This window comes from Amycolatopsis rhizosphaerae (genome assembly GCF_007713715.1).
GTDB lineage: Bacteria > Actinomycetota > Actinomycetes > Mycobacteriales > Pseudonocardiaceae > Amycolatopsis_E > Amycolatopsis_E rhizosphaerae.
The window spans coordinates 1-4,487 of sequence record NZ_VJWX01000562.1 but is presented as its reverse complement, the minus strand read 5'-3'; the positions used below and the strand labels follow the sequence as shown (position 1 = coordinate 4,487).

General features: G+C 70.3%; 6 protein-coding genes. All 6 read left to right on the top strand.

Annotated features, from left to right (window positions below):
• Nucleotides 1–235: 235 nt before the first annotated feature.
• Entirely contained in the window at nt 236–586 is a 351-nt protein-coding gene (locus FNH05_RS33135; RefSeq protein ID WP_144592798.1) for a hypothetical protein, read from the top strand.
• A gap of 37 nt (nt 587–623) precedes the next feature.
• Nucleotides 624–1,307, top strand: a complete 684-nt coding sequence (locus FNH05_RS33130) for a hypothetical protein (protein WP_144592797.1) — start codon at nt 624–626, stop codon at nt 1,305–1,307.
• 126 nt (nt 1,308–1,433) lie between these two features.
• Nucleotides 1,434–2,018: a dihydrofolate reductase family protein gene (locus tag FNH05_RS33125; RefSeq protein WP_144592796.1), complete on the top strand. Its 585-nt coding sequence runs from the start codon at nt 1,434–1,436 to the stop codon at nt 2,016–2,018.
• 11 nt (nt 2,019–2,029) lie between these two features.
• Nucleotides 2,030–2,374: a YciI family protein gene (locus tag FNH05_RS33120; protein WP_144592795.1), complete on the top strand. Its 345-nt coding sequence runs from the start codon at nt 2,030–2,032 to the stop codon at nt 2,372–2,374.
• 4 nt (nt 2,375–2,378) lie between these two features.
• Nucleotides 2,379–3,584: an RNA polymerase sigma factor gene (locus FNH05_RS33115; RefSeq protein WP_144592794.1), complete on the top strand. Its 1,206-nt coding sequence runs from the start codon at nt 2,379–2,381 to the stop codon at nt 3,582–3,584.
• 202 nt (nt 3,585–3,786) lie between these two features.
• A partial coding sequence (locus FNH05_RS33110; RefSeq protein WP_144592793.1) for an alpha/beta hydrolase family protein occupies nt 3,787–4,487 on the top strand: 701 nt, incomplete at its 3' end.

The window sequence follows — 4,487 nt, the reverse complement described above, 5'->3', positions numbered from 1 at the left end:
ACCCTGTACGTCTACACCACCGAAGCCGAATCGCCGTCCCGTCGAGCCCTCGAACTCCTCGCAGGCTGGACCGCCACCAGCCCGGGTACCCAACCCCGAACCCACAAGCCCGGCAAGTGAACCCTCACAGCAGGGCCCGGCAGGCGTGTCATCAAAAACTCATCCGCCGTGAATAACGTCTGCGAGGACAGCTTCCGGTGGCGCCACGCCACCACGAGTGGGTTTGGGGATAGACATGGACCTCTTGCACATGGTGCTCAGGCCGATCATCGTCGGCGCGCTGGTCGCTTTCGTGAGCTGGCTCAGCATCACGGTCCGGAAACGAAAGGTCGCCCGGGCGGAGGCGGCCGCGCCGGCGCCGGTCGAAGACCGCTCGCAGACGTTGCTGCGTCAGGCACAGCAGTTCGACTCTGAGCGGGACTCGCTGGAGGCCCAGGGACAGCGGCCGGAGGCACTCGCACGGGCCCGGGCGGCGGCCGACAGCTGGCGCCAGCTCGCGCATCTACGACCGGGGCGCTTCCAGACCGAACTCCAGGCCGCGTTGACGCGACTCGACCACCTGCAGAAGACCGCAGGGCACGCCTGAAAAGGCGACACGGACCGACCAAGAAGGCGAGACCCAGATGCCTACCGCCCTGTGGACCGGCCGACACGCCGTCGAGGAGGAGGTGAGCGCCGACATCGCCCGGACCCTCGGGAACGAGCTCGGCCTCGCCGCCGCCCCCGCGGCCATGACACTTTCGGCCGCCAGCACCGGTGTTCCGGCCGGGAGCCTGCTGCCGCCACGCGAGCGGTTCAGCGGCATGCCGGCGCCGACGCACTGCTTCGTCTACGTCGACGCCCCAACGCCGCGGCCCTTCGAACTCCGCGCCGCGATCATGAGCGGGCGCACGGCGATCCGTCGCGCCCTCGGGCTGGGCACCCTGCTGTATGCGGTGCCCCTGAGCCTGCCGGCCCCGGCCCGGGTCGCCCTGGGTAGGGCCGGCGGCTCCGGCCCCACTCCCTTCGAAGGGGACCCCGTGGTCGCGGGCCGCCTGAACGCGGACGCGCAACTGGTGGAAAACGCCAACGCGCTGGCCGCCACCACGGCCGGGCAACGAAAGCAAATTATCAGCGCCCCAGGTGTCACCTACGACCGAACGTGGGCGGTGGAGCGGCTGCTGGCGATCGAGCCGCTTCCCCAGGGCCCGGTCCTGCTCGTGCGCACCCTGCACCGCGCCACCACCCGCGGCTGGACGCTCCGCGCCGCCGCCGTACTGGACCTCGCCACCCGCGTCGAAACGGCACTCCGGACGGTGCGTGCGTAGGACCCTGGTCCTTGAGCCCGCCCGCGGTGTTTTCGGCCCGTCGGCGGTGTCGATTTCGCGGGTCGTCGTTCGTGTAGGGGTGACGGGCTCGCCGTGGGCGGCCCGCGAACCTCCAAGGAGCACTCGATGGGTTCGATCACGGTGACGATGAGCGTCACGCTCGATGGCGTGGTGCAGGGTCCGGGACGGGCGGATGAGGACACCCGCGGCGGTTTCACGCACGGCGGTTGGGGGCAGAGTTATGGGGACGAGGTGATGGCCCAGGAGATGGGAGCGGGTATGAGTACGCCGGGCGCCATGCTGCTCGGCCGCCGCACCTGGCAGGACTTCCTCGCCGGCTGGGGACGGGCGAGCGAGGACAACCCGTTCAGCACGCACCTGAACGCGGCCACCAAGTACGTCGTCTCACGGACGCTGAAAGAGAGGGACGCTTGGCAGAACTCGGTGCTGCTGCGCGGCGACGCGGTCGCGAGGGTGGCCGAGCTGAAGGCCCGGCGGGACGGGAATCTGTCCGTCATCGGCAGCGCGTCGCTGGTCCGCACCCTGCACGCCGCCGGCCTCGTCGACCGGTACACGCTGCTGATCCACCCGCTGACCCTGGGCAGTGGTTCGCTGCTGTTCGAAGGCCCCGCCCCGTGGACCCGGTTCGAGCTCACCCGTAGCGTGACGACCACCACGGGCGTCATCGTCGCCCAGTACACCCGCCGGTGAAGGAGCGGACCGTGCCGAAGTACCTGTTTTCCCTCTACCAGCCCGACGGCGGCAGGCCCGACGCCGAAACCATGGCTCGCATCGCGGCCGACCTGCACCGGCTCAACGAGGAGCTGCTCGAGAGCGGCTCGTGGGTGTTCACCGGCGGCCTGCATCCCCCGGACACCGCAACGGTCGTCCGGCCCGACGGCACGATCACCGATGGCCCCTACCTCGAGGGCAAGGAGCACATCGGCGGCATCTACGTCGTCGATGCGCCCGACCTGGACGCGGCGCTGGCCTGGGGGCGCAAGGCCGCGGCAGCGACGACGCTGCCGATCGAGCTGCGCCCGTTCCAGGACAGAGCGCCGTACTGACGCGATGACGCCGGAGGGGATCGCGGCCGTTTTTCGCGCCGAATTCGGCAGGGCCGTCGCCGTCCTCGTCCGCATGCTGGGCGACATCGGTCTGGCCGAAGAGGCGGTCGCCGACGCGTTCACGACCGCACTGCAACGCTGGCCGGACGAAGGCGCGCCACCCAGCCCCGCCGGCTGGATCATCACCACCGCCCGCAACCGCGCCCTCGACCAGCTGCGCCGCGAGTCGGCCCGCGCGCACAAGCACGCCGAGGCGGCGGTCCTGCACGCCCCGGCCGAGCCCGTCGAGGAGGGCGCCGTGCCCGACGACCGGCTGCGGCTGCTGTTCACCTGCTGCCATCCGGCGCTCGCTCGTCCCGCGCAGGTGGCGCTCACTCTGCGCCTGCTCGGCGGGCTGACCACACCCGAGATCGCCCGCGCCTTCCTCGTCCCCGAGGCCACCATGGCGCAGCGGATCGTCCGGGCGAAGGCGAAGATCCGCCACGCCCGCATTCCCTACCGGCTCCCGCACGAGGCCGACCTGCCCGAACGTCTCGACGCGGTGCTCGCGGTGCTCTACCTGATCTTCAACGAGGGCCACACCGCGACGGCAGGGGCCGAACTGGTGCGCGCCGACCTGTGCGCCGAGGCGGTTCGACTCGCCCGGGTGCTCGTCGAGCTGATGCCCGACGAGCCGGAGGCTGCGGGACTACTCGCCCTGATGCTGCTCACCGAAGCGCGGCGGGCCGCGCGGACCGACGCCAACGGTGCGTTCGTCCGGCTCGGCGACCAGGACCGCTCACGGTGGGACGCCTGCCTCGTCACGGAAGGCCGGGCCCTCGTGCGGGCCTGCCTGCGCCGCAACCACCCGGGCCGCTACCAGCTCCTCGCCGCCATCAACGCCGTGCACACCGACCCGGTCACCGACTGGAACCAGGTTCTCGCGCTCTACGACCAGTTGACACGACTCGACCCGAGCCCGATCGTCGCACTCAACCGGGCGGTCGCGGTGGCCGAGGTCGACGGCCCTGGCGCGGCGCTGCGCCTCGTGGACGGGCTGCACCTCGACACCTACCACCTGTTCCACGCCATCCGCGGTGACCTGCTCGCCCGGCTCGGACGCGCGGCCGAGGCCAGGCAGTCCTTCGAGGCCGCTGCGAGGCTCACCAAGAACCAGCGGGAACGCGACTACCTGCGCACGCGATGTCGCACGCTCGCCTCTTCCGGCTGAGAATCCCAGCGCCGATTCCGGGAAAAGAGTTGAAGGGTGATCATGGGGTTGGTAGTTTTCGGCAGACCGTGACACCACCTGAGGAGGTGAGACCCATGAAGGCTGTATCGAGGTGGGTGCTCCTCCTTCCCATCACGGCTGGCGATTGACGCAGGTGTCGCCGGGAGCGCCTCGATGAAGGACACTCCCGAAAGGCAACACCATGTATTCTCTGCGGTTCACCGCCGAATCGTCGTCGAACGGCCTGCTCGAGCGCGACTTCACCGTCGGCGGCATCCCCGGCGTCCTGTGGTCGCCGGCCGCCAACGCGGCCGACCGGGCGCCCCTGATCCTGATGGCCCACGGCGGCGGCAACCACAAGAAGCATCCGGCGATGTCCGGCCGCGCGCGGCTCCTCGTGACCGGCTGCGGCTTCCACGTCGCCGTCATCGACGCGCCCGGTCACGGCGACCGGCCGCGCACGGCGCACGACGAGGCGGAGATCGCCGAGCTGTTCCGGGCGAGGGCGGCGGGCGAGCCGGAAGGCCCGATCGTCGTGCGCTACAACGACCACCTTGCGAACCTCGCCGTGCCCGAGTACCAGGCGACCCTGGACGCTCTCCAGGGGCTTCCGGAGATCGGCACCGGCGGGCCGGTCGGCTTCTGGGGCATCAACATGGGCACCGCGATCGGCGTGCCGTTCGTGGCGATCGAACCGAGGATCACCGCCGCGGTCTTCGGTCAGCACTGGCCCGACGTCCTGGCCGAAAAGGCGAAGCAGATCACCATACCGATCGAGTTCGACCTCCAGTGGGACGACGAGCACATCTCCCGTGAGGAGGGTCTCGCGCTGTTCGACGCCTTCGCCTCCAAGGAAAAGTCGTTGCACGTGAACTCGGGCAAACACAAGGAACTGCCCAGGTT

Bases quoted from the DNA above. Each gene is read 5' to 3' on its own strand.
- FNH05_RS33115 (WP_144592794.1), top strand. From the start codon at position 2,379: ATGACGCCGGAGGGGATCGCGGCCGTTTTTCGCGCCGAATTCGGCAGG.
- FNH05_RS33135 (WP_144592798.1), top strand. From the start codon at position 236: ATGGACCTCTTGCACATGGTGCTCAGGCCGATCATCGTCGGCGCGCTG.
- FNH05_RS33125 (WP_144592796.1), top strand. From the start codon at position 1,434: ATGGGTTCGATCACGGTGACGATGAGCGTCACGCTCGATGGCGTGGTG.
- FNH05_RS33130 (WP_144592797.1), top strand. From the start codon at position 624: ATGCCTACCGCCCTGTGGACCGGCCGACACGCCGTCGAGGAGGAGGTG.